Below are 21,765 nucleotides of genomic sequence, written 5' to 3' on the forward strand. Positions count from 1 at the left end.
GTCGTCATCGCCGGCATCAATCGCGACGAATTGTCCGCTCTGGTGATCCTCGATCTCGACGGCTGCCGGCTGATCAATCCGACGCTGCCGGTCGGCGATCTCGCCGCCGCGGCGGCCGATCCGTTGATCCGTGCGGCCATGCAGGAGCGGCTTGCCCGCTTCATGGCCGGCGCCACCGGTTCATCGACGCGGATCGCCCGCGCGGTGCTGCTCGATACGCCATTGTCCATCGACCGCGGCGAAGTCACCGACAAGGGCTCGGTCAACCAGCGGGCGGTGCTGGAGCATCGCGCCGCGCTGATCGAGGCGATCTATGCGGGCACGGCCAGCGTCGTTTCGGCCTGAGGGGAGCCGCTGACTTTGGCGGTATCCTGATCTAAAGAAGGGGCTGATCCGGCGCCCGATTTTGCCTAAGACCAAGACGACAAACGACCAAGTCCATAAAAACAACACCTCAGGGAGACACCAATGACCAAGCTAAGTTTGGCGATTGCGGCTGTCGCTGCCTCGCTGGCCCTTGCCGCAACGGCGCGGGCACAGACCCCCGACATCACCATCGGTATCACTACCTCCACCACCGGCCCCGCCGCGGCGCTGGGCATTCCCGAACGCAACGCGCTCGAATTCGTGCCCAAGGTCATCGACGGCGTGCCGCTCAAGGTGATCGTGCTCGACGACGGCGGCGACCCGACCACGGCGACCACCAATGCGCGCCGTTTCGTCACCGAGTCCAAGGCCGACATCCTCATGGGCTCGGCCGTAACGCCAACCAGTATTGCGGTGTCGAATGTGGCCAACGAGGCCGGCATTCCGCATTTCGCGTTGTCGCCGCTGCCGATCACGCCGGAACGAGCCAAGTGGTCGGTGGCGATGCCGCAGCCAGTGCCGATCGTCGGCAAGGTGCTGTACGACCATATGAAATCCAAGGGCGTCAAGACCATCGGCTATATCGGCTATTCCGACAGCTACGGCGACCTGTGGTTCGGCGACCTGAAGAACCAGGCTGTGCCGATGGGCATCAACATTGTCGCGGAAGAACGCTTCGCACGGCCTGATACGTCGGTGACCGGCCAGGTGCTCAAGCTGCTCGCCGCCAATCCCGATGCCATCCTGGTAGGCGCCTCCGGAACGGCCGCGGCGCTGCCGCAGACCGAACTGCGCGACAAGGGCTACAAAGGCCTGATCTACCAGACCCATGGCGCCGCCTCGATGGACTTCATCCGCATTGCCGGCAAGGCCGCAGAAGGCGTGCTGATGGCGTCCGGTCCGGTGATGGATCCGGAAGACCAGCCCGACAGTGCGCTGACCAAGAAGCCCGGTCTGACGCTCAACGCCGCCTATGAGGCCAAGTACGGCCCCAACAGCCGCAGCCAGTTCGCCGGCCATTCCTATGACGCCTTCGAGATCCTCAAGCGCATCATCCCGGTGGCACTGAAAACCGCAAAACCCGGCACGCCGGAATTCCGTGAAGCGATCCGCCAGGCGTTGCTCACCGAGAAGGAAATGGCCGCCAGCCAGGGCGTCTACAACTTCACCGAAAAAGATCGCTACGGCCTCGACGACCGCTCGCGCATCCTGCTGACCGTGAAGGACGGCAAATACATGATGGCCAAGTAGAGTCCGTCGTTCCGGGCCGCCGGGCGACAGCCGGAGCGGACCCGGAACCTCGAACTGGCGCACACCATCTCCGTATTCGGGTTCGCGGTGGGCTGCCGCCCGCGCCCCTGGAATGACAGCCGGTCGCAGATGCAGTAAAAGGGCCGGCCCTCGCCAGAGGGCCGGCTTTTTGATGCCGCGCGCATCGCGCGCAGGCACGACCGGCGCGGACCCATCCAAGAGAAAGAAACCATATGCCCAAACTTCACCTGGCCATGGCGGCCGTCGTCGCCTCGCTGGCGCTTGCCGCGCCGGCGCGCGCGCAGACCGCCGAGATCACCATCGGCCTCAGCCTCTCCGCCACCGGGCCTGCCGCGGCGCTGGGCGTGCCGGAGCGCAACGCGCTGGAATTCGTGCCGAAGGAAATCGGCGGCGTGCCCTTGAAGCTGATCGTGCTCGACGACGGCGGCGACCCGGCCGCCGCCACCACCAATGCGCGCCGCTTCGTCACCGAGTCGAAGGCCGACGTGATGATCGGCTCGTCGATCGTGCCGTCATCGGTGGCGATGTCCACCGTGGCCAACGAGGCTGGCATTCCGCATTTCAGCCTGGCGCCGATGCCCTTCACCCCGGCGCGTGAAAAGTGGTCGGTGGACATGCCGCAGCCGGTCGCGATCGTCGGCCGGGTCATGTACGACCACATGAAGGCCAAGGGCGTGAAGACGCTCGGCTACATCGGCTATTCGGATTCCTACGGCGACCTGTGGTTCAACGACCTCAAGGAGCAGACCGGGCCGATGGGCATGAAGATCGTCGATGACGAACGCTTCGCCCGGCCCGACACCTCGATCACCGGCCAGGCGCTGAAGCTGGTGGCCGCCAATCCCGATGCGATCCTGATTGGCGCGGCCGGTGCAGGCGCCGGCATGCCGCAATCGGAATTGCGCGATCGGGGTTACAAGGGCCTGATCTACCAGACCCATGGCGCCGCCTCGATGGACTTCATCCGCATCGCCGGCGCTTCCGCCGAGGGCGTGCTGATGGCCTCCGGCCCGGTGATGAACCCCGAAGGCCAGCCCGACGGCGCGCTGACCAAGCAGCCCGGCCTGACGCTGAACGCCGCCTACGAAGCCAAATACGGCGCCAGCAGCCGCAACCAGTTCGCCGGCCACGCTTATGATGCGTTCGAGATCCTCAAGCGCGTCATCCCGGTGGCGCTGAAAGCGGCGAAACCCGGCACGCCGGAATTCCGCGAAGCGATCCGCCAGGCGTTGCTGTCCGAGAAGGAAATCGCCGCGACGCAGGGTGTCTATAATTTCACCGACAAAGACCGCAACGGCGTCGATGACCGCTCGCGGATCTTGCTGACGGTGAAGGGCGGCAAGTACGTTCCGGCAGAGTGAATCTAAAAGCGCAGGCGCTCTTATCCCTCCCCCGGCGCAGCGAAGCTGCGCGGTGGGGAGGGTGGCGCGTTGGAGAGCGCAGCGAACCAACGTGACGGGTGGGGGTGCGACACGGGATGCTGCGCATGTTGCACTACCCCCACCCGACCGGCCTGACGGCCGGCCACCCTCCCCAATCTAAGACGCGGGGGAGGGAAAAGCGCGCACCGGCGTCTATCAAATCCCGCTCGCACCCTCGTGCTGGAATCCCAGATAGCTCGCCACCACGCGGGCATTGCTCGCAATGTCGCTTGCCGCGCCGTCGAGGATGAACTCGCCCAGCTCCATCACATAAGCGCGGTCGGCGATCTTCAGTGCGGCCTGGGCGTTCTGTTCCACCAGCAGCACCGAGACGCCCGCGGCCTTCAGCTCGCCGACGATACGAAAGATGTCGGCGACGATGATCGGCGCGAGGCCGAGGCTCGGCTCGTCCAGCATCAGCAGTTTCGGCGCGCCCATCAGCGCGCGGCCCATCGCCAGCATCTGCTGCTCGCCGCCGGATAGCGTACCGGCGAGCTGCTTGCGGCGTTCCTTGAGACGCGGAAACAGCGTGTAGACGCGCTCGAACGAGCGTGCCGCGGTGGCCTTGTCGATCCGGAAGGCGCCGAGCTGCAGATTGTCCTCGACGTTCATGGTGCTGAACAATTCGCGATGCTCCGGCACCAGGCAGAGGCCGGCGGCGACGCGATCCTCGATATCGAGACGCGACACTTCGCGGCCTTCGAAACGCACGCCGCCCTTCAGCGGCAGGATGCCCATCACGGCATTGAGCAGCGTGGTCTTGCCGGCGCCATTGGCGCCGATGATGGTGACGATCTCGTTGTCGCGGACCTCGAGATTGACGGCGCGAACGGCTTCGACCTTGCCATAGGCGACATGGGCGTCGGTGACGGAGAGCAGGGTCATGCGACGGCTCCGAGATAGGCCTTGATCACGTCGGCGTTGCTCTTGATCGCGGCGGGCGTGCCCTCGGCGATCTTGGTGCCGAAATCCAGCACGACGATGCGGTCGGCGAGGTCCATGACGAACCCCATGTCGTGCTCGACCAGGAGCACCGACATGCCGCCGTCGCGCAATTGTCGGAGAAGCGCGGCAAGCTGCTGCTTCTCCATGTGGCGCAGGCCGGCCGCGGGTTCGTCGAGCAGCAGCAGCATCGGATCGACGCACAGCGCACGCGCGATCTCGACGATGCGCTGCTGGCCGAGCGAGAGGCTGCCGGCCAGTTGATCGATCTGCTCGCCGAGCCCGACGCGTTCGATCTGCCGTGCGGCTTCCGCGAGCAGCTTGGCTTCGTCGGCGCGGTCGAGCCGCAGCATGCTGCGGATGGCGCCGGCGTGGCCGCGCAGATGCGCGCCGAGCGCGACGTTCTCCAGCACGGTCATGTCCGGCACCAGCTTGACGTGCTGGAAGGTGCGGGCGATGCCGAGCTTCACGACTTGCTGCGGCGGCGCGTTGTCGACGCTCTTGCCGCGCACCGAAATCTTGCCGGATGTCGCCGACAATACGCCGGTGATCAGGTTGAAGGTGGTGCTCTTGCCGGCGCCGTTGGGGCCGATCAGCGCCACGATCTCGCGGGCCTGGACATCGAACGAGACGTCGTTGACGGCGATCACGCCGCCGAACTGTTTGCGGGCCTTGTCCACATGCAGCAAGACGCCGGAGTCCGGGTGCGTCGGCGCGCGGGGCGGCAATGGCTCCGCCGCATCCGGCCGCTTGCGCTTGCGCTCGAACGGCAGCACCGAGACCAGCCACGGCCACATGCCGGTGGGCGCCAGTTGCAGCAGCGCGACCAGCAAAATACCGAACACGACGGTCTCGAGCTGGCCGCCGCCGCCGCCGAAGATCAGCGGCAGGTAGCTTTGCAGCACTTCCTTGAGGATCACCACGAGGGCCGCGCCGAGCACGCCGCCCCAGACATAGCCGGCGCCGCCGACCACCGCGATGAACAGATATTCGATGCCAGCCTGCGGTCCGAACGGCGTCGGGTTCGCCGCGCGCTGGAAATGCGCATAGAGCCAGCCGGACAGGCCGGCGAGCACGGCGGCATAGATGAACACGAGCAGTTTGGCGCGCGCGGTCTGCACGCCAAAAGCTTCGGCGGCGACGTGGCCGCGGCGCAGCGCGCGGATGGCGCGACCGGTGCGGGAGTCCAGCAGGTTCATGGTGAGCAGCGCGCAGACGATCACCGCGATCCAGATCGCGTAATAGATCGTGCCGGGATCGAGCATCTTCAGCGTGCCGATCGATAGCGGCGGAATGCCGGAGATGCCGTCGTTACGCCCGAGGAATTCCAGCTTGCTGAACAGGTAGAACAGGCTGATGCCCCAGGCGATGGTGCCGAGCGGCAGGTAGTGTCCGGAGAGCCGCACGGTAATCAGGCCGAGAAATACCGCCGCGCCGCCGCTGACCAGCAGCGACAGCGGCAACGTAAGCCATGGCGACAGGCCATGCGCGGTGGTCAGATAAGCGGTGGTGTAGGCGCCGAAGCCGCAGAACGCGGCCTGGCCGAACGAGGTGAGGCCGCCGACGCCGGTCAGGATCACCAGCCCCATCGCCACCAAAGCGGCGAGGCCGATATTGTCGAGCAGCACGATCCAGAACGGCGGCATGCCGGGGATGAACGGGATTGCCGCCATCACGAGCGCGAACAGGAAGATGGGAAGGAGACGCCGGTTCATGCGCTCAATCCTTCTCTTCTTCGACCGCGGGCGCGGCCAGCGAGCGCAGCACCAGAACGGGCAGGATCAGCGTGAAGACGATGACCTCCTTGTAGTTGCTGGCATAGAACGACGAGAACGCCTCGACGATCCCGACGACGAGCGCTGCCACGGCGGTGAGCGGATAGCTGACGAGGCCGCCGATGATGGCGGCGATAAAGCCTTTCAGGCCGATCAGGAATCCGGTGTCGTAATACAGGGTGGTGATGGGCACGATCAGGATGCCGGAGATGGCGCCGATCACCGACGCGAGCAGGAACGCGATCTGGCCTGAGAGCGAGGTGCGGATGCCGACGAGACGTGCGCCGAGCCGGTTGACGGCGGTGGCACGCAGCGCCTTGCCGTACAGCGTGAAGCCGAAGAACAGCCAGAGGCCTATGATCAGCGCGATGGTGATGCCGTAGACCGCGAGGCTCTGGCCGGTGAAGCGCAATGCGCCGATGGTGAGCGCGGCGTTGGAGACCGGCGGGCCGCGCTGGCCCTCGGCGCCGAAGAACACCAGGCCAAAACCCTGCAGCGCCAGATGGCAGCCCACCGAGGCGATTAGCAGCACCAGCACAGAGGTGTGGGCGATCGGCTGGAAGGCGATGCGATACAGATAGAGCCCGATCGCCGCGACAATCAGCAGCGACAGTGCGATGTTCGCGGCGACGTTCGCAGGCCGTCCGGCGAGCGCCAGCAACACGCCCCACAATAGCAGCGGAAACAGCACGTTCACCGCCAGCGCGCGTAGCACCAGCTTGGTATGCAGCGATTTCCTGGAGGTGAAGATGTCGAAGCCGAAGGCCACCACGCCCATCGCCATCGCGAGGCGGATCGTGCCCGGCACCTGGCCGGCCGAAAGGCTGGCATAGGTCAGGGCGCCAAAGGTGATGAATTCGCCTTGCGGTATCAGGATAACGCGCGTGACCGCGAACACTAGCACCAGCGCGAGGCCAAGCAGCGCGTAGATCGCGCCATTGGTTATGCCGTCCTGTAACAGGAACAGCAAAATCGTCGTGTTCAAGGCCGAGCGCTCCCCCAAAATATCGTGTGCCGCGGATACCACAGCCACCCGACAATCAACAACGGCGGTTGAATCCCGCCCCTTATTTGATATGTTTCATAACGATTATCAAACATAACTTCAAGGCCCGCCGAATTCGACCGGGTGCCTCCATCAACCTGCCGATATCTCGGAAAGCGAGCGATGACTGTTTCGAAGATGTCCGACATCGACCCGACCGTCCATGTGCCATCGGTCGAACCCCCGCTGGAATCGACCGCGTTGCAGATGGGCGGATTGTCCGAACTGCTGGGCTATTCCCTGAAACGCGCCCAGCTCAAGGTGTTCGAGGACTTCTTGCGCTGCATGGCGCCGCTGCAGCTGACTCCGGCGCAGTTCTCGGTGCTGCTGTTGCTCGACAACAACCCGGGCCGCAATCAGACCGAAATCGCCCATACGCTTGGCATCCTGCGGCCGAACTTCGTGGCGATGCTCGATGTGCTGGAAGGCCGCGACCTGCTGACGCGGATGCGCTCGCCCAGCGACCGCCGCTCCCATGTCCTGATGCTCACCGAGAAGGGCCGGGCAATCCTGGCCCGCGCCAAGAAGCTGGTCGCGACCAAGCACGAGGCCCGGCTAATCGAGCTGCTGGGGCCAACGCACCACGCCGCCTTGCTCGCCATGCTGGCGACCATCGCGACGGAGTTTTAGGCGGGGACAGCGCCCTTTCGTCCCTTGCCCCGCCCGGCAAAGCGAAGCTTCGCAAGGCGGGGAGAGGTGAAGGTCCAGCTATTCCCGCTCCACCAGAATCACCCTGACATCGTTCACGTTGGTCAGCGTCGGGCCGCTGTGCAGCAGGTCGCCGGTGGCGGTGAGGAACGCGGTGGCGTCGTTATTTTTCAAATAGGCCGCGGGGTCGAGCCCTTGCGTGCGCATCGCGGCAAAGGTGCTGCCGTCGATCAGCGCACCGGCCGGATCGTCAGCGGAGCCGGCGCCGCCGTCGGCGCCATCGGTATCGCCGGCCAGCGCCGCGATGCCCGTCATATCCTTCAGCAGGTCGGCCAGCGCCAGCGCATATTCCTGGTTCGGGCCGCCGCGGCCGTTGCCGGTCACCGTCACCGTCAATTCTCCGCCAGAGAAGATCGCCAGCTTCTTGCCGCCGGCGCGGGCCTGCAATGCCAGCCTTGCGTGGCCGGCGGCGACGTCGCGCGCTTCGCCCTCGAGATCGGCGCCGAGGTCGAGGATTTCATAGCCGGCGTCGGCCGCCACGTTGATAGCGGCGTCGAGCGACTCGCGGGGACGCGCGATCATCTGGTAGCGGGCGCGCGCGAAGGCGGGGTCATTCGGCTTGACGCTCTCGTTGGCCGGGTCGTTCAGTGCCGCACCCACCGCGTCGTCGACGGTGAGTTTGTATTTCGCGACGATCGCGCGGGCGTCCGCCAGCGTTGTCGTATCCGGCACCGTCGGCCCCGACGCGATCACCGCGGGATCGTCATGGGGCACGTCGGAAATCGCCAGCGTCAGGATCTCGGCGCGCTGGCCGGCGCGGGCGAGGCGGCCGCCCTTGATGCGCGACAGATGTTTGCGCACCGTGTTGATCTCGCCGATCGCGGCGCCCGAACGCAGCAGCGCGCGCGTCACCTGCTGTTTCTGGAGGAAGCTGATGCCAGCGACCGGTGCGATCCAGTTGGCCGAGCCGCCGCCCGATAGCAACACCAGCAGCAGGTCGTCCGCCGTGGCGGTCCGGGCCAGTTGCAGGCTGTCGTCGGCGCCCTTGAGGCCGGCTTCGTCGGGGACGGGATGGCCGGCCTCGATCACCCGGATGCGCCGCGTCGGCACGCCATGGCCATGCCGCGTGGTGGCGATGCCGGTGAGGCGCGACGGCTCCATCTCGAGCGCGTCGAGATAGTGTTTCTCCGCCGCGGCGGCCATCGCCGCAGCGGCCTTGCCGGCGGCCAGGCAGATGATGCGGCCCCGCGGTGGTGGCGGAAGATGGGCGCCGAGAATGACGTCAGGGTGCGCCGCAGCAACAGCGGCATCGAAGATCGCACGGAGCAAAGGGCGTTTGTCGGTCATGGCGCGATGTTATGGCGATCCCTGAGCAGGACGGCAAGATGGCAGCCGCTCCTTCCTCTCTTCCGCGCGAAGCGAAGCTTGGGGCGGAAGCGAGGGGAAAATGGCGCTACCGCTCGCCACCGCCGAGCTCCCCGGTGATCACTTCGCCGAACAGTTTCCAGTTCTCCCCTTCGAAACGCATCAGCTGCATCTGCTCGATGGGCGAGAAGTCGGTCGGCGATGTATTGACCTTGACGCCCGGCAGCAGGGTGGATTGCTGGATATCCTTGAGGTTCGCGGCCTGCTTCATGATGTTCTCGCGGGTGAGGTTGTCGCCGCATTGTTTCAGCAGGATCGTCATGGTCTCGGCAATGTTGTAGCCGGACATCAGCGAACTGTCGGCCGGATTGGCGTCGGGAATGTATTTGGCAAGAAACTCCTTATAGGCCTTCATGCCGGGATCGTCCTTCCACTGCGGGTCGGTGGCGTCCTTGGAGTAATGCGCCGACAGCAGGCCCTGCGCGTTCTCGAAGCCCGCCGGACGCAGCACCTGACCGATCGAGACGCTGACGCCCGGCACGATCATGGTCGGCTTCCAGCCGAGCTCGGCGATCTTCTTGATCGATTGTGCGGCGAACTTCGGCGTCGCAAAGATAATCACGATGTCAGGATTGATCGACTTCATCTTGACGATGTGGGAATCCACGGTGGGCTCGGTGAGCTCGTAGCTCTCTTCGATCGCGATAGATGCCGCCTTGTCGCCGAGGCCGTCCTTGACGCCCTTCAAATAGTCCTTGCCGAAGTCGTCGTTCTGGTAGAGCACGCCGATCCTGGCGCCGGGTTTTTCCTTCAGCAAATACTTGGCATAGATGCGGCCTTCGCTCTGGTAGCTGGGCAGCCAGCCCATGGTCCAGGGGAAGTTCTTCGGGTCGGCCCACTTGGTGGCGCCGGTGGCGAGGAACAGCTGCGGCACCTTCTTGGTGTTCAGATATTTATGAATCGCGGTGTTCGACGGCGTGCCGAGCGCCGAGAACATCAGCAGCACTTCATCGGACTCCACTAGTTTGCGGGTCTGCTCTACGGCCTTCGGTGGGCTGTAAGCGTCGTCGTAGCTGATATAATTGATCTTGCGGCCGTTGATGCCGCCCTGGTCGTTGATCATCTTGAAATAGGCGGCTTGCGCCCGGCCGACGGCGCCGTAGGCGGAAGCGGGGCCGCTATAGGGCACGATGTTGCCGAGCTTGATCTCGGTATCGGTGGCGCCGGTGTCGTATTTCTTCTGCGCCAGCGCATCGCCGCAACTGGCAGCGAGCGCGATGACAGCGGAAATCGACAGAAGCCGGAGGTGAGAGGCTGACATTCGAAATTCCTTCCCTTGTTTCAAGGCTTTTTGTTCTTGGTCGGGCGGCGCTTTGCACCTGCTAAACAGCGATATCGCGTTTGCCCAACGGCCTCAATGAAAAAGCCCTCCGCCTTTCGTGGGCGGAGGGCCCATTCGTTCCATTATTTCCGCTGATGGAATGATGGCGCGCCGTGCGGCCTCAGTTGGTATTGGGCTCAACGGCGATGATGTCGCCGAACAGGTCCCACGTCTCGCCCTTGAAGCGCATCATCCGTAATTGCTTGATTGGCGCGTAGTCGGTCGCCGAGGTCGATATCTGGATGCCCGGCAGCAGCGTGTCGGGCGTGAAGTCCTTCAGGCTGGTCGCCTGCTTCATGACATTGGCGCGCGTGAGGTCATCGCCGCACATCTCCAGCACCTTGACCATGGTCTGCGCCACGCCGTAGCCGTAGATCAGGCTGTTGTCGGAACGATCGACGCCGGGCATGTACTTGTCGAGGAACGTCGACCATTTCTTCATGCCCTCGTCATTCTTCCACTGCGCGTCGGCGCCATCCTTGCGGTAATCTGCGGACAGCACGCCCTGCGCGGCGGCAAAGCCAGCCGGTTGCATCACCGCCCCGACGGAAACGCTGACGTTGGTGACGAACTGCAGCGGCTTCCAGCCGAGCTCGGCGATCTTCTTGATGGTCTGCGCGGCGAATTTCGGCGTGACGAAACTCACCACCACGTCGGGGTTCTGCGACTTCATTTTCACGATGTGCGAGTCGATGGTCGGCTCGGAAACCTCGTAGCTCTCTTCGGTGACGATCATCGATGCCTTGTCGCCAAAACCTTCCCGGAAGCCCTTCTGATAGTCCTTGCCGAAGTCGTCGTTCTGGTACAGCACGGCGATTCTGGCGTCGGGCTTCTCCTTCATCAGGTATTTGGCATAGATCTTCGCTTCGACCTGGTAGCTGGGCTGCCAGCCCATGGTCCAGGGGAAGTTTTTCGGATCGTTCCACTTGCTGGCGCCGGTGGCGACGAACAATTGCGGGATCTTCTTGCCGTTGAGGTATTTCTGGAACGCGGTGTTCGACGGCGTGCCCAGCGAATTGAACACGAACAGAACTTCGTCGCTTTCCACCAGCTTGCGGACTTGCTCCACCGCCTTCGGCGGGCTATAGCCGTCGTCATAGCTGATGAAGTTGATCTTGCGCCCGTTGATGCCGCCCTGGTCGTTGATCATGTTGAAATAGGCGGTCTCGGTCTTGCCTATCACGCCATAGGACGATGCCGGCCCGCTGTACGGCATGATGTTGCCTATCTTGATCTCGGTATCGGTGGCGCCGGTGTCGTATTTCTTTTGGGCGAGGGCGCTGCCGCCGAGGGCAATGCTGAGCGCCGCGGCCATGGAAACGGCAATCGCGCGCGATCGGAAAACAGGCATTTCATAACTCCCGGATTTTTTGAACTTCTTATTTTTGTGGCCTTTGCGACCTGCGCCGATTGAACACGGTTTGTCGGGCTCTATCAAGAAAAAGCCCCTCGCGAGGCAATCGCGAGAGGCCATTTATTGGGCAGCAGCAAGATGGCCGCGCCGTTACTCGAGATGGCCATCGATCACAGGGCCGAACATCTCCCAGGCATGGCCTTTGAATCGCATCATCTGCAACTGCTCGATCGGGTAAAAGTCGGTAGCCGAGGTGTTGAGCCGGACGCCGGGCACCATCGTGTCGGGCACGAAATCCTTCAGGCTGGCGGCCTGCTTCATCACATTGGCACGGGTCAGGGTGTCGCCTGCCTGCATCAGCACCTGCGCCATGGTTTGCGCCGCGCCGTAGCCATAGACCACCGAGATATCGCTGGCGCGCGCGGTCGGCGCGTAGTCGGCGAGGAAAGCATAAAAGCGCTTCATGCCATCGTCGGCTTTCCACTGCGGATCCGATCCATCCTTGGCGTAATAGGCCGAGACGATCCCTTGCGAGTTTTCGATGCCGGCCGGCTCCATCACCGAGCCGACCGAGGCGCTGGCATAGCCCTGGATATATAGCGGCTTCCAGCCGAGTTCGGCGACCTTGCGGATGCTTTGCACGGCCGATTTTGGTGTGGTGACGCTGAGGAAAGTGTCGGCGCCGCTGGCCTTCAGGTTGAGCACATGGGAGTCGATGGTCGGTTCCGTCACCTCGTAGCTCTCCGCGGCCACGATCATCGAAGCTTTGTCGCCAAGACCCTCGCGCAAGCCTTTCAGCACTTCCTTGCCGAGATCGTCGTTCTGGTGGAGCACGGCGATCCGGGCGTCGGGCTTTTCCGCCAGCAGATATTTGGCATAGATCCGTCCCTCGCTCTGGTAGGGCGGCTGAAACGCCATGGTCCAGGGAAATTCGCGGTGGTCGCCGAAACGGGTGGCCCCGGCGGCGACGAACAGTTGCGGCACCTTGTTCAGGTTGAGGTATTTCTGGATCGCCGCATTGGAGGGCGTGCCGAGCGGTCCGAACACCGCCAATACCTCGTCGCTCTCCACCAGCCGACGGGCCTGCTCGACGGCCTTGGCCGGGCTGTAACCGTCATCGTAGCTGATGAAATTGATCTTACGGCCGTTGATGCCGCCGCGATCATTGATCATGCGGAAATAGGCGGCCTCGATGATCCCGGCGATGCCATAGGCGGAGGCGGGGCCGCTATAGGGCATGATATTGCCGATCTTGATCTCGGTATCGCTGGCGCCGGTGTCGTAGCTTTTCTGCGCCAGCGTGCCGCTGCAGGTGACGGCCATGAGGATGGCGGCAGCCGGAAGCGCGGCGGTCCGGGGGAGATGGGAAGGCATGGGTATCCTTGCAGTCGATGGCGGCAGTGCCGGAGGTTCGGGCCGGTCTCGCACCGATCTGCATCAAGAAAAAGGCCCGCGACGATGTCGCGGGCCAGTTCGCCGGGCAGAACCCGCCATTCCGGGATACCCTTCGACCGGCAAAGCCGGCGGAAGGGCAGAGCCGCAATCCCGAGATGTTCAGCGCGCTGTTCTCTCGGGATCCCCCGCCACTCCAATTGGAATGGCCGAGGTTTCGCTCGCGGCTGGCGCCGCTCCCGCCCCTGAACGACGCGTGGGCTGCAGCCTACTCGCCGAGCTGACCGGCGATGATCGGGCCGAACAGCTCCCACTTCTCGCCCTTGAAGCGCTGCATCTGCAACTGCTCGATCGGGTAGAAGTCTTTCGCTGTCGTGGTGATGGTGACGCCCGGCAGCAGGGTGTCGGGTGCGAAGGCCTTCAGGTTCGCCGCTTCCTTCATGATGTTCTCGCGGGTCAGGTTGTCGCCGGCCTGCTTCAGCACCTGCACGATAGTCTGCGCCTGGCCGTAGCCGTAGACCACCGAGCCGTCGCTCCTGTCCATAGTTGGAGCGTATTTCGCGAGGAAGGCGTAGAATTTCTTCATGCCCTCGTCATTGTCCCAGGATGAATCCGCGCCGTCCTTGGCATAGTTCGCAGACAGGATGCCCTGGCCGTTTTCGTATCCCGCGGGCTTCATGACGGAGCCCACCGAAGCGCCGACGTTGCTCTGGATATAGACCGGCTTCCAGCCGAGTTCCGCCACCTTCTTGATCGCCTGGGCGGCGAACTTCGGCGTCGTGATGCTGACAAACGTATCGGCGCCGAGCGACTTCAGCTTGACGATGTGGGAGTCGATGGTCGGCTCCGACACTTCGTAGCTTTCCTCGGCGACGATCATCGACGCCGCCTTGGCGCCGAGGCCGTCTTTGAGTCCCTTCAGCAAGTCCTTGCCGAAATCGTCGTTCTGATACATCACCGCGACCTTGGCGTCCGGCTTTTCCTTCAGCAGGTAGGCCGCATAGATGCGACCCTCGCTCTGATAGGCCGGCTGCCAACCCATCGTCCACGGGAAGTCCTTGTGGTCGCCGAACTTGGTTGCGCCGGTGGCGACGAACAGTTGCGGCACCTTCTTGGCGTTCATGTATTTCTGGATCGCGGAATTCGACGGGGTGCCGAGCGAACTGGCGATGAACAGCACTTCATCGGATTCGACCAGCTTGCGGGCCTGTTCCACGGCCTTCGGTGGGCTGTAGCCATCGTCATAGCTGATATAATTGATCTTGCGGCCGTTGATGCCGCCCTGTTCGTTGATCATCTTGAAGTAGGCATCTTCCATCTTGCCGATCACGCCATAGGCGGAGGCGGGCCCGCTATAGGGCATGATGTTGCCGATCTTGATTTCGGTGTCGGTGGCGCCGGTGTCGTATTTTTTCTGGGCGAGAGCGGTTCCACCGGAGACGGCGACAGCAATGGTCGCCGCGACGGTAATCGAAGCCGCGCGCGATCGAATGGCAGGCATCTGGATCTCCCTAAAGTGCTACTTGAAAAACATGATTTCAGTGCCGGACTTTTTGTCCGGGCTCACTTAATACGTTTCCAGCGCAGCCATCAAGAAAAAGCCCCCTGCGACGTTAGTCGCAAGGGGCAGAGATGCTGTCATTCCGGGGCGTGCGCGGCGTCAGCCGCGAGCGAACCCGGAATGACGAGGTGTCAATCCTCAGCCGCCGAGGTTGCTATCGATCGGGGGGCCGAACACGTCCCACTTCTCGCCGGTAAAACGCATCATGCGCAGCTGCTCGATCGGGTAGAAGTCGGTCGCCGACGTGTTGATCTTGACGCCGGGCAGCATGGTATCCGGTGCAAAATCCTTCAGGCTGGCGGCCTGCTTCATGATGTTCTCGCGGGTCAGGTTGTCGCCGGCCTGCTTCAGCACCTGCACCACGGTCTGCGCCTGGCCGTAGCCATAGATCGCGGAACTGTCGGCGCGGTTGGCGGTCGGCGCGTATTTGGCGACGAAGTCGAGATACTTCTTCATGCCATCGTCGGTATCCCATTGCGCGTCGGAGGCGTCCTTGGCATAGGCCAGCGACAGCACGCCCTGCGAGTTCTCAAGTCCGGCCGGACGCATCACCGACGCCACCGAGGAGCCGACGTTGCTCTGGAAGAACATCGGCTTCCAGCCGAGTTCACCGACCTTCTTGATGGCCTGGGCAGCGAATTTCGGCGTCGAGATGCTGACCAGGATGTCGGCGCCCGTGGCCTTCAGCTTGACGAGGTGGTTCTCGATGGTCGGCTCGGAAACTTCATAGCTTTCCTCGGCGATGATCATCGACGCCTTGTCGCCGAGCCCGTCCTTCAGGCCTTTCAACAGGTCCTTGCCGAGATCGTCGTTCTGGTACAGCACACCGATCTTGCCGTTGGGCTTTTCGGTCAGCGCATACTTGGCGAAGATACGGCCTTCGCTCTGGTAGGCCGGCTGCCAGCCCATGGTCCAGGGGAACGCCTTGTAGTCGCCGAACTTGGTCGCGCCGGTGGCGACGAACAGCTGCGGGATCTTCTTGGCGTTCATGTACTTCTGAATCGCGGTGTTGGACGGCGTGCCGAGCGGGCCGAACACGAACAGCACCTCGTCGCTCTCCACCAGCTTGCGGGCCTGCTCGACCGCCTTGGGCGGGCTGTAGGCGTCGTCATAGGTGATGAAGTTGATCTTGCGGCCGTTGATGCCGCCCTGATCGTTGATCATCTTGAAGTAGGCTTCTTCGATCTTGCCGATGATGCCGTAAGCGGACGCCGGACCGCTGTAGGGGATGATGTTGCCGATCTTGATCTCGGTATCGGTGACGCCGGTGTCGTATTTCTTCTGGGCGAAGGCGCTGCCGCCGGTGGCGGCAAACGCGAGAGTGACGGTCGAGAGAGCGGCAAGACGTAGACTAGTTGTAGAAATCACGATGTCCTCAGTTTCTTCTCAGTTTGCCGATCAGGCCCTGGGCCCCATAGGCGATTTGCCTCGCACCATGCGGCACAAGGAAGATGATCAGGATCAGGATGACGCCGAACACGGCGCCGGACAGACCCTTGGAAACGCTCTCCGCGATGTTCGGCACGAAGACGATGAACGCGGCGCCCGCCAGCGAGCCGGGCAGCCAGCCGACGCCGCCGACCACCATGCCGAGAAACAACGCTACCGCGAGCTGGATGGTGTAGCCGTCCGGCGCCACGAACTGCACCGCGATGGCGCCGAGGCCGCCGGCGACGCCAGTGATGCCGGCGCTGACGCCGAACGCCAGCGTCTTGTACAGCGAGACATCGACGCCCATGGCCGAAGCCGCGATTTCGTTGTCGCGGATCGCCATCATGGCGCGGCCGGAACGCGACCTCAGCAGATTGACCGAGAAGATGTAGATCAGGATCGAGACCGCCAGGGTGAAGTAGTACAGCCACATGTCCTGCGACACCTTGAGGCCGAGCGACGCCAGGATCGCCGGAGCGTCCGGCTTGGTGACGACGAGGCCCTGCACGCCGCCGGTCCAGTGTTCGAACACGCCGAGCTTCAGCAGTTGTGGCATCGCGGTGGCGAGCGCGAAGGTGGCCAGCGCCAGATAGATGCCGGAAAGCCGCAGCGCCGGCAGCCCGAACAGGAAGCCGGCGATGAAGCAGATCAGGCCGGCCACCGGCAGCGTCAGCACGTAGTTGATGTCGCCGTGCTCCATCAGGATCGCCGAAGTATAGGCGCCGAGCGCATAGAACGCACTCTGACCGAGCGAGAACTGCCCGCTGGCGCCGGTCAGGATGTTGAGCGCCAGCACCGCGATGGCGTAGATCAGCCACATCGTCATCTGGAAGATGATAAAGTTCTTGACGAACAGCGGCGTGGCGATCAGCAGCGCCAGGATCACCAGCGAAGCCACGGGTCCCAGCGCCATGGCTTTCTTCGGGATGGCGTCTTCGATGACCGGGGCTTCCGTGACGACTTCTTGAACGGTGCTCATGATCAAACTCGCTTCACGATGGCACGGCCGAACAGGCCATTGGGTTTGACGACCAGCACGGTGATGATCAGCGCCAAAGCGATGGGCAGTTTCAGCTCATTGCCGACGCCGGGAATGTAGGTGCCGACGAGATTCTCGAAGATGCCGACCAGGAAGCCGCCGACCACCGCTCCGAGCGGACTCGACAGCCCGCCGACCACTGCCGCGGCAAAGCCGTAGATCAGCACGCCACCCATCATGTTGGGCTCCAGGAACACCACCGGGGCGATCAGCATGCCGGCGATCGAGCCGATCGCTGCCGCCATGCCCCAGCCCAGCGCGATCATCCAGCCGGTATTGATGCCCACCAGCCGCGCCGATTCAGGCATCGAGGCTGCGGCGCGCATGGCAAGACCGACCCGGGTGTAGCGGAAGAAGGCGAACAGCAGCACCAGCAGGATCAAAGTGACGAAGATCATGCCGGCCTGGTGCGTCGAGATCAGCTGACTGCCGAGAAACGGCGAGGATCCGAACGGCGACGGGAACTGCTTGATGGTAAAGTCCCACAGCAGGCCGGCGACGCTGTTGATAATGGCGAACAGCGCGATGAAGCCCGCGACATGGGTCAGCACCGGCGCCTTGGCCAGTGGCTTGAACAGCAGCCGTTCGATCACGATGCCGCCGATGAAGGAGAAAATCAGCGTCAGCACGAATGCCACCCAGTAGGGCAGGCCCCACTGCATCAGCTGCCAGGCGACGAAGGTCGAGAACATCGCCATTTCGCCCTGGGCGAAGTTCAGGTGGTCGATGGCCTGGTAGATCATCACCACGGCGAGCGCCATGCAGGCGTAGATCGCGCCGGTGGCGATGCCAGCCAGGACCTGATTGGTAAAGAGCTCCATATCGATTCCCTTAGTGAGGCTGTTTCCTCAATATCCCAGATAGGATTTACGGACGTCTTCGTTGTTCGCGATCTCGTCGGCGGTGCCGGACATCACGATGCGTCCTGTTTCGATGACATAGGCCTTGTCGGCGAGTTCGAGCGCGAGTTGCGCGTTCTGCTCGACGACCAGGATGGTGACCTTGTCCTCGCGGTTGATCTTGCCGAGGATCTTGAACAGATCCCGCACGATCAGCGGCGCGAGGCCGAACGAGGGCTCGTCCAGCAGCATCAGCCGCGGCCGCAGCATCAAGGCGCGGGCCACCGCCAGCATCTGCTGCTCGCCGCCGGACAAGGTGCCGGCCTGCTGCAGGTAGCGCTGCTTCAGCACCGGAAAATGGTCGTACATCCGCTCAATATCGGAGGCGATCGCCGCCTTATCCTTGCGGGTGATGGCGCCGAGCTGCAGGTTCTCCTCCACCGTCAGGGTGGTGAAGGTGCCGCGGCCCTGCGGCACGTGCGCAATGCCGAGCCGTACGATATTCTCGGTAGTGCGGCTGCCGAGCTTGTTGCCCTCGAACTCGATCGAGCCGGTGGAGCGGATCATGTTGCAGATCGCCCGCAGCGTGGTGGTCTTGCCGGCACCGTTGGCGCCGAGCAGGGTGGTCATGCTGCCTTCGCGGAGTTCGAATTCGAGGCCGTGAAGCGCTTGGACCTGGCCGTAATAGGCGCGCAGGTCGCGGACGTTGAGGAGCGTGGTCATGAGTCTTTGCTCCCGAGATAGGCCTTGATGACGTCCGGATCGTTCTGCACCTGCACGGGCGTGCCTTCGGCCAGCTTGCGGCCGAAATTCAATGCGACCACATGGTCGGCGATCGACATCACCAGACCCATGTGATGCTCGACCAGCAGCACAGTGACGCCATGATCGTCGCGGATGCGGCGGATCAGGTCGCCGAGGATGTAGACTTCCTCGTGGTTGAGGCCACCGGCGGGCTCGTCGAGCAGCAGGATCTTCGGCTGCGCAGCCAGCGCGCGCGCCAGTTCGACGCGCTTCTGGGTGCCGAACGGCAGCCCGGCGACGATGGTGTGCGCGACGTCGTGGAGGTCGAGATAGCCCAGGATCTCATGGACCCGCTTGTTGATCGCGGCTTCGCCCTTGCGCACCCATGGCAGTTTCAAGGAGTCGCTGATGATGTCGCTGTTGGTGCGCGCGTGGGTGCCGACGCGGACGTTGTCGAGCACCGAAAGGTTGGGAAACAGCGCGACGTTCTGGAAGGTGCGGCCGATGCCGATCTCGGAGATCTTGTGCGCGGGACGCTTCAGGATGCTCGCGCCTTCGAGCAGAATGTCGCCCTTGCTCGGCTGGTAGAGCCGGCTGAGGCAATTGAACAACGTGGTCTTGCCGGCGCCGTTCGGCCCGATCAGGCCAAGGATGTGGCCCTTCTGCATGTCGAACGACACGCCGTTCAACGCAATGATGCCGCCGAACACGACACTGACGTCGCGAACTTCGAGCAGCGGTGCCGCCGAACCGGCCGGCGCCTGCTGTGCGAGCTGTGCCTGCATCATCTGCGGCCCTCGATCGCATGGCGCGGCGAACGGTGCCCGCGGCCATCGCGACGAAGGTTATCTGATCCCTTCAACCACACGCGCAACTTTCCCTCCTGTCTTGATTTTTTTGTTATCGAGTTTTTTTGAATGCGGCGCGGCGGTGCCGCCAAGCGCTGCTTCGATGTTCCTTACCATCGCCAACAAGCGAGGTCCAATGTCGGTGCGCAAACGTTCTTCCGTGAAGCGGAATGCCGGCGCGCCGCAATTAAACGCATACGGGCCCGTTCCGTCATTCAACTTTAGAGCTACACCAACGGCGTGCACATCGTCCTGCCACTCGCCTGCTGAGATCACGAAGCCGTGCCGCTCGACCATTTCACCGGAACGCTCGAGCCCGTCGCGCATCTTCGCCCAGCGGCTGCCATAGTGTTCGCGGAAGTCGCGTAACAATTGGGCACGTTCTTCTGCCGGGAGCGCCCAGAAGTAGGCACGACCCATCGCCGTGGTGGCGATCGGGATTCGCGAGCCGACATCGAGCTGGACGCCGACGGTCAGGCTCGAGCGGCTTTGTCCGAAATAGATCATGCTGAGCCGGTCGCGCGCGCCGACCGCCACCGCGCCCCCGGTCTGCCGCATCAGGTCGTCGCGGAATGTTTCCGAGAGGTGCCGCACCCCCAGGTTCGCAAGTGCAGCATACCCCAGGGCCATGGCTGCCGGCGCGAGTTGATACTTCTCGAAGCGCGGGACCTGTGTAAGGTAGCCGAGTTTGGTGAGCGTATAGGTCAGCCGCGAAATGGTTGGCTTCGGCAATTTCGTACGGGCGGCGATCTCCTGATTGCCGAGAAGCCCGTCGTTGGGATGAAATGCGCGCAATACATCGAGGCCACGGGCCAGCGCCACGACAAAGCTGCGATCCGTCGCAGTTTTGCCTGACTCTGTCTTACCCGACTCTTTGTTTGGGGTTGTTCTTCCCGGACGTTTCATGGAGTTCTGTGCGACCCTCGTTGACAAGGGACGCTCTTCAAAATAACCCTCCCTGTCAAGATGTGGAATTAAATTTCGCACTGCGAAATCAACGATAACAGTGTCCAAGGAGAACGCCGTGAACGATGTCGTCAAGCTCGAACGTCATGATGTAATTGCGGTTGTCACGGTCAACTCTCCGCCGGTGAACGCGCTCAGTGCGGCGGTTCGTCGCGGCATCTTCGACAGCGTCAAGGCTGCCGCCGCCGATCCCGAAGTGAAGGCGATCGTCATTGCCTGTGCGGGCCGCACCTTCGTTGCCGGCGCCGATATCACGGAATTCGGCAAGCCGCCGCAGTCCCCCTCGTTGAACGAGGTGATCGCTGAAATCGAGAATTGCAGCAAGCCGGTGATCGCTGCGATTCACGGTACCGCGCTGGGCGGCGGTCTGGAGCTCACGCTTGGCTGTCATTTCCGCGTTGCTACCAAAGAGGCAAAACTCGGTCTTCCAGAAGTGAAGCTCGGCCTGCTGCCCGGCGCCGGCGGCACCCAGCGGCTGCCACGCGCAGTCGGTCCCGAGCTCGGCGTCAAGATGATCGTCACCGGCGATCCCATCGGCGCGGCGGAAGCGCTGAAGAACGGCCTGATCGAGGAGATCGTCGAAGGCCCGGCGTCGGGTGCCGAAGCCTTCGCGCGAAAAGTGGTCGCCGAGAATCGCCCGCTGCGCATCCTGCGCAACGACGATTCCAAGCTCGCGGCCGCCAAGGCCGATCGCTCGATCTTCACCAATGCCGCGGCTGCGGCGAACAAGAAGAACCGCGGCCTGGATGCGCCGCTCGCCTGCGCCGAAGCGGTGAGCTGGACGCTCGATCTGCCGTTCGACGAAGCGCTGAAGAAGGAGCGTGAATCGTTCCTCCGGCTCGTCGCCGGCGATCAGTCGAAGGCGCAGCGTTACGCGTTCTTCTCCGAGCGCGAGGCCGCCAAGGTCCAGGACGTGCCGGACGGCGTCAAGCCGCGTCCGGTGGAACGCGTCGCCATCATCGGCGCCGGCACCATGGGCGGCGGTATCGCGATGTCGTTCGCCAATGCTGGCATTCCGGTCACGCTGATCGAGACTGGCGAAGAGCAGTTGAAGCGCGGCATGGGCATCATGCAGAAGAACTACGAGGCGACCGCGGCGCGCGGCGGCATTCCCGCCGACGCCCCGGCTAAGCGTATGGGCCTGATCACCGGAGTGGTCGGCCTGGAGAACGTCAAGGACGCCGACCTGATCATCGAGGCGGTGTTCGAGACCATGGCGATCAAGAAGGAAGTGTTCACGGCGCTGGACGCCTACGCCAAGCCCGGCGCGATCCTCGCCAGCAACACGTCGTATCTCGACATCAACCAGATTGCTGCCGTCACCAAGCGTCCGCAGGACGTGCTCGGCATGCACTTCTTCTCGCCCGCCAACGTCA

Annotated in this window: 18 protein-coding genes and 1 pseudogene; 5 read left to right on the forward strand and 14 right to left on the reverse strand. The window is 63.3% G+C overall.

Going from position 1 to position 21,765, the window contains the following annotated elements:
• The 3 genes and pseudogenes from JWR89_RS07480 to JWR89_RS07490 all read left to right on the forward strand — a co-directional run.
• Positions 1 to 345, forward strand: a pseudogene (locus tag JWR89_RS07480) (feruloyl-CoA synthase); the annotation flags it as partial.
• A gap of 123 nt (positions 346 to 468) precedes the next feature.
• Positions 469 to 1,617: an ABC transporter substrate-binding protein gene (locus tag JWR89_RS07485; protein WP_299713796.1), complete on the forward strand. Its 1,149-nt coding sequence runs from the start codon at positions 469 to 471 to the stop codon at positions 1,615 to 1,617.
• 233 nt (positions 1,618 to 1,850) lie between these two features.
• A complete protein-coding gene (locus JWR89_RS07490) occupies positions 1,851 to 2,999 on the forward strand; it encodes an ABC transporter substrate-binding protein (RefSeq protein ID WP_299713798.1) in 1,149 nt (382 codons plus the stop codon).
• Positions 3,000 to 3,215: 216 nt separating this feature from the next.
• On the opposite strand, the gene JWR89_RS07495 is transcribed toward JWR89_RS07490, so the two are convergent.
• From JWR89_RS07495 to JWR89_RS07505, 3 genes are read right to left on the reverse strand one after another with little or no spacing between them, the layout of a single operon-like run.
• Positions 3,216 to 3,944, reverse strand: a complete 729-nt coding sequence (locus JWR89_RS07495) for an ABC transporter ATP-binding protein (RefSeq protein WP_299713800.1) — start codon at positions 3,942 to 3,944, stop codon at positions 3,216 to 3,218.
• Positions 3,941 to 5,716, reverse strand: a complete 1,776-nt coding sequence (locus JWR89_RS07500; protein ID WP_299713802.1) for a branched-chain amino acid ABC transporter ATP-binding protein/permease — start codon at positions 5,714 to 5,716, stop codon at positions 3,941 to 3,943. The genes JWR89_RS07495 and JWR89_RS07500 overlap by 4 nt, the downstream gene beginning before the upstream one ends.
• Positions 5,717 to 5,720: 4 nt before the next feature.
• Entirely contained in the window at positions 5,721 to 6,761 is a 1,041-nt protein-coding gene (locus tag JWR89_RS07505; RefSeq protein WP_299713805.1) for a branched-chain amino acid ABC transporter permease, read from the reverse strand.
• A gap of 198 nt (positions 6,762 to 6,959) precedes the next feature.
• Here JWR89_RS07505 and JWR89_RS07510 point away from each other — a divergent pair, with 198 nt between their 5' ends.
• Entirely contained in the window at positions 6,960 to 7,451 is a 492-nt protein-coding gene (locus JWR89_RS07510; protein ID WP_299713835.1) for a MarR family transcriptional regulator, read from the forward strand.
• Positions 7,452 to 7,529: 78 nt separating this feature from the next.
• Here the strand turns inward: JWR89_RS07510 and JWR89_RS07515 are convergent, their stop codons facing one another.
• The 11 genes from JWR89_RS07515 to JWR89_RS07565 all read right to left on the reverse strand — a co-directional run bounded on the left by JWR89_RS07515 (position 7,530) and on the right by JWR89_RS07565 (position 20,329).
• Positions 7,530 to 8,816 carry a DUF4147 domain-containing protein gene (locus JWR89_RS07515; RefSeq protein WP_299713808.1) on the reverse strand — a complete coding sequence of 429 codons (1,287 nt, stop codon included), beginning with the start codon at positions 8,814 to 8,816 and terminating at the stop codon, positions 7,530 to 7,532.
• A 106-nt stretch (positions 8,817 to 8,922) separates the two neighbouring features.
• Positions 8,923 to 10,155 carry an ABC transporter substrate-binding protein gene (locus JWR89_RS07520; RefSeq protein WP_299713811.1) on the reverse strand — a complete coding sequence of 411 codons (1,233 nt, stop codon included), beginning with the start codon at positions 10,153 to 10,155 and terminating at the stop codon, positions 8,923 to 8,925.
• Between the two features lie 181 nt (positions 10,156 to 10,336).
• The gene (locus JWR89_RS07525) at positions 10,337 to 11,566 is read right to left on the reverse strand and encodes an ABC transporter substrate-binding protein (protein WP_299713814.1); all 1,230 of its coding nucleotides are present in this window, start codon (positions 11,564 to 11,566) and stop codon (positions 10,337 to 10,339) included.
• 153 nt (positions 11,567 to 11,719) lie between these two features.
• Entirely contained in the window at positions 11,720 to 12,892 is a 1,173-nt protein-coding gene (locus tag JWR89_RS07530) for an ABC transporter substrate-binding protein (RefSeq protein ID WP_299713838.1), read from the reverse strand.
• Positions 12,893 to 13,229: 337 nt separating this feature from the next.
• On the reverse strand, positions 13,230 to 14,462 hold the full coding sequence (locus JWR89_RS07535) for an ABC transporter substrate-binding protein (RefSeq protein ID WP_299713817.1): 1,233 nt from the start codon (positions 14,460 to 14,462) through the stop codon (positions 13,230 to 13,232).
• A 198-nt stretch (positions 14,463 to 14,660) separates the two neighbouring features.
• Positions 14,661 to 15,890 (reverse strand): ABC transporter substrate-binding protein, encoded by a 1,230-nt coding sequence (locus JWR89_RS07540; RefSeq protein WP_299713821.1) that lies wholly within the window; start codon positions 15,888 to 15,890, stop codon positions 14,661 to 14,663.
• Between the two features lie 7 nt (positions 15,891 to 15,897).
• The gene (locus tag JWR89_RS07545; protein WP_299713824.1) at positions 15,898 to 16,932 is read right to left on the reverse strand and encodes a branched-chain amino acid ABC transporter permease; all 1,035 of its coding nucleotides are present in this window, start codon (positions 16,930 to 16,932) and stop codon (positions 15,898 to 15,900) included.
• A gap of 2 nt (positions 16,933 to 16,934) precedes the next feature.
• Entirely contained in the window at positions 16,935 to 17,813 is an 879-nt protein-coding gene (locus tag JWR89_RS07550; protein ID WP_299713826.1) for a branched-chain amino acid ABC transporter permease, read from the reverse strand.
• 27 nt (positions 17,814 to 17,840) lie between these two features.
• Positions 17,841 to 18,554, reverse strand: coding sequence for an ABC transporter ATP-binding protein (locus JWR89_RS07555; protein ID WP_299713829.1), 714 nt, complete (start codon positions 18,552 to 18,554; stop codon positions 17,841 to 17,843).
• The gene (locus tag JWR89_RS07560; protein ID WP_299713830.1) at positions 18,551 to 19,363 is read right to left on the reverse strand and encodes an ABC transporter ATP-binding protein; all 813 of its coding nucleotides are present in this window, start codon (positions 19,361 to 19,363) and stop codon (positions 18,551 to 18,553) included. The genes JWR89_RS07555 and JWR89_RS07560 overlap by 4 nt, the downstream gene beginning before the upstream one ends.
• 57 nt (positions 19,364 to 19,420) lie before the next feature.
• Entirely contained in the window at positions 19,421 to 20,329 is a 909-nt protein-coding gene (locus JWR89_RS07565) for an IclR family transcriptional regulator (protein WP_299713840.1), read from the reverse strand.
• A 118-nt stretch (positions 20,330 to 20,447) separates the two neighbouring features.
• Between JWR89_RS07565 and JWR89_RS07570 the strand changes: the two genes are divergently transcribed.
• Positions 20,448 to 21,765: 3-hydroxyacyl-CoA dehydrogenase NAD-binding domain-containing protein (locus tag JWR89_RS07570; protein WP_299713833.1), on the forward strand; the 1,318-nt coding region annotated here is incomplete at its 3' end.

The organism is Tardiphaga sp. (assembly GCF_028290785.1).
GTDB lineage: Bacteria > Pseudomonadota > Alphaproteobacteria > Rhizobiales > Xanthobacteraceae > Tardiphaga.

Excerpts from the sequence above, each read along its gene's own strand:
- JWR89_RS07555 (WP_299713829.1), bottom strand. The coding sequence starts at position 18,554 with ATGACCACGCTCCTCAACGTCCGCGACCTGCGCGCCTATTACGGCCAG.
- JWR89_RS07530 (WP_299713838.1), bottom strand. The coding sequence starts at position 12,892 with ATGGCCGTCACCTGCAGCGGCACGCTGGCGCAGAAAAGCTACGACACC.
- JWR89_RS07515 (WP_299713808.1), bottom strand. The coding sequence starts at position 8,816 with ATGACCGACAAACGCCCTTTGCTCCGTGCGATCTTCGATGCCGCTGTT.
- JWR89_RS07560 (WP_299713830.1), bottom strand. The coding sequence starts at position 19,363 with ATGATGCAGGCACAGCTCGCACAGCAGGCGCCGGCCGGTTCGGCGGCA.
- JWR89_RS07545 (WP_299713824.1), bottom strand. The coding sequence starts at position 16,932 with ATGAGCACCGTTCAAGAAGTCGTCACGGAAGCCCCGGTCATCGAAGAC.
- JWR89_RS07490 (WP_299713798.1), top strand. The coding sequence starts at position 1,851 with ATGCCCAAACTTCACCTGGCCATGGCGGCCGTCGTCGCCTCGCTGGCG.
- JWR89_RS07550 (WP_299713826.1), bottom strand. The coding sequence starts at position 17,813 with ATGGAGCTCTTTACCAATCAGGTCCTGGCTGGCATCGCCACCGGCGCG.
- JWR89_RS07525 (WP_299713814.1), bottom strand. The coding sequence starts at position 11,566 with ATGCCTGTTTTCCGATCGCGCGCGATTGCCGTTTCCATGGCCGCGGCG.
- JWR89_RS07500 (WP_299713802.1), bottom strand. The coding sequence starts at position 5,716 with ATGAACCGGCGTCTCCTTCCCATCTTCCTGTTCGCGCTCGTGATGGCG.
- JWR89_RS07495 (WP_299713800.1), bottom strand. The coding sequence starts at position 3,944 with ATGACCCTGCTCTCCGTCACCGACGCCCATGTCGCCTATGGCAAGGTC.
- JWR89_RS07510 (WP_299713835.1), top strand. The coding sequence starts at position 6,960 with ATGTCCGACATCGACCCGACCGTCCATGTGCCATCGGTCGAACCCCCG.
- JWR89_RS07535 (WP_299713817.1), bottom strand. The coding sequence starts at position 14,462 with ATGCCTGCCATTCGATCGCGCGCGGCTTCGATTACCGTCGCGGCGACC.
- JWR89_RS07565 (WP_299713840.1), bottom strand. The coding sequence starts at position 20,329 with ATGAAACGTCCGGGAAGAACAACCCCAAACAAAGAGTCGGGTAAGACA.
- JWR89_RS07520 (WP_299713811.1), bottom strand. The coding sequence starts at position 10,155 with ATGTCAGCCTCTCACCTCCGGCTTCTGTCGATTTCCGCTGTCATCGCG.
- JWR89_RS07485 (WP_299713796.1), top strand. The coding sequence starts at position 469 with ATGACCAAGCTAAGTTTGGCGATTGCGGCTGTCGCTGCCTCGCTGGCC.